This window comes from Verminephrobacter aporrectodeae subsp. tuberculatae At4 (assembly GCF_000193225.1).
GTDB classification, from domain to species: Bacteria; Pseudomonadota; Gammaproteobacteria; order Burkholderiales; family Burkholderiaceae_C; genus Acidovorax; species Acidovorax aporrectodeae.
In genome coordinates this window covers 1-1994 of sequence record NZ_AFAL01000099.1, presented here as the reverse complement: position 1 = coordinate 1994, position 1994 = coordinate 1, and the positions used below count along the sequence as shown (strand labels likewise).

At 65.6% G+C, this 1994-nt stretch carries 2 protein-coding genes; one reads left to right on the top strand and one right to left on the bottom strand.

The features are described 5' to 3' along the window. Positions 1-433: PaaI family thioesterase (locus VTU_RS25630; protein ID WP_010101055.1), on the bottom strand; the 433-nt coding region annotated here is incomplete at its 3' end. Between the two features lie 332 nt (positions 434-765). Here VTU_RS25630 and VTU_RS25625 point away from each other — a divergent pair. Further along, positions 766-1994, top strand: a 1229-nt coding sequence (locus tag VTU_RS25625; protein ID WP_138927788.1) for a penicillin acylase family protein, incomplete at its 3' end; no start/stop codon positions are given.

Sequence of the window (1994 nt, the reverse complement as noted above, 5' to 3'; positions counted from 1 at the left end):
GGATCACGCGGCCCCGCGCACGCACCCGCTGCACCTTGGGCGTGATGGCCCTGACCAGGTTCACCCCGAGTTCCGCCGTGGTGTAGCCGTGCCCCGGCTCCATGCGCGTGTGCACGGCGCAGCCCATGGCCGAGTCGAGCAGGGTGGCAAACCAGCCGCCGTGCACCGTGCCCATGGGGTTGAGGTGCGCTGCGCCGGGCGCGCCCTGAAACACCGCCAGGCCGTCGCCCACCTCGACGATGTGAAAGTCGAGCGTGCGTGCCATGGGCGGGTAGGGCAGTTCGCCGCGCAGCATGGCTTGCAGCATCTGCAAACCGGTCATTGCGGCGACTTGGTCGGGCCGGACAATGCCGGGGCCTGCGCCGGCGTCCAGCCGGGAGACGATCTCGCGCTCCTGTGCAAGCCATTGTTCCAGTGGGTCGTTCTGCGTCATGGGGTATCCGGGGTTGTTGGGGGTGCAAGGAGGTCGATGCAGTCGCGTATTCTGCCCGCCAATGCGCAGCGAGCCCGGCGCCGGAGAACGGGTCCTCCCTGCTGGAGCGGAATTTCTATTGCATCATTCTTGGATATCCTGGACATTACTAACAAATTGCTACATAACCGCGGACCAGCCATCCGCCCGAGCGCCCACCTTCCATGCAAGACACTCCCATGACACAAGCATCCGGATTCATGCCTTCCAAGGCGCTACCAGCGATGCGCGCCCCCGCGGGCGCCAGGAACCGATGCAGAACCGCTTGCGCCGCGCTGTCGCTGTGCCTGCTCATGCCCTTGGCGCATGCAGCCGGCACGACGGAGACCCTGCGCGTCCCCGGCCTGCAGCAGAAGGCCGAAATCCTCATCGACGAATGGGGCGTCCCGCATATCTACGCCGCCAGCCAGACCGACGCCTTCTTCGTGCAGGGCTTCAACGCCGCGCGCGATCGCCTGTTCCAGATCGACCTGTGGCGCCGCCGCGGACTCGGTCAATTGGCGCAGGTGTTCGGTCCGGCTTACGTTGCGCAGGACCAGGCCACGCGCCTGTTCCTGTATCGCGGCGACATGCAGCGCGAGTGGAACGCCTACGGCAAGCAAGCGGAGAAAGTGGCGACCGCCTTCGTCGCCGGGATCAATGCCTACGTCGATTTCGTGACGGCGCACCCCGAGCGCCTGCCGTATGAATTCAAACAGCTCGCCTACCTGCCGGCCAGGTGGCAGGCGCAGGACGTGGTGCGTATTCGCAGCCATGGACTGACGCGCAATCTGAACAGCGAGGTTGCGCGCGCCCACGTCGTCTGCAAGGCGAACCTCGAATCCGACACCGTCCGCTTGGGCCTGAAGCCGAAGTGGGAAGCGACGCTGCCCGAAGGGCTCGATCCCTGCCTGCCCGAGGATCTGCTCAAGGTGTTCCAGCTGGCCACGCAGAATGTCCGGATCACCCCGGGCAGCCTGGCCGCGCGCGCCGACGATCAGGGCGACAGCATCCGGATCGCCGCGGACGAAAACCTCGAAGAAACCATGGAAGGCAGCAACAACTGGGTGGTCGCGCCGGCGAAATCGGCGACCGGCCGCGCGATCATGGCGAACGATCCGCACCGCGCCTATTCCGCGCCGTCGCTGCGCTACATCGCGCACCTGATTGCGCCCGGCCTGAACGTCATCGGCGCTGGCGAGCCGGCCTTGCCGGGCATTTCGATCGGCCACAACGGCAGCATCGCCTTTGGCCTGACCATCTTCAGCATCGACCAGGAAGACCTGTACGTCTACGAACTCAACCCGGACAACCCCGACGAGTACAAGTACCAGGGCCAATGGGAGCGCTTGCGCGTCTTGCATGAACCGATCGAGGTCAAGGGCGCTGCGCCGGTGACGGCGCAGCTGCGCTTCACGCGCCACGGCCCGGTGATCTTCGTCGAGAAGGAAAAGAACCGGGCCTTCGCCCTGCGCTCGGGCTGGATGGAGCCGGGCATGTCGCCTTACTTCGGCAGCATCGAATACATGCGCGCCAAGAATTA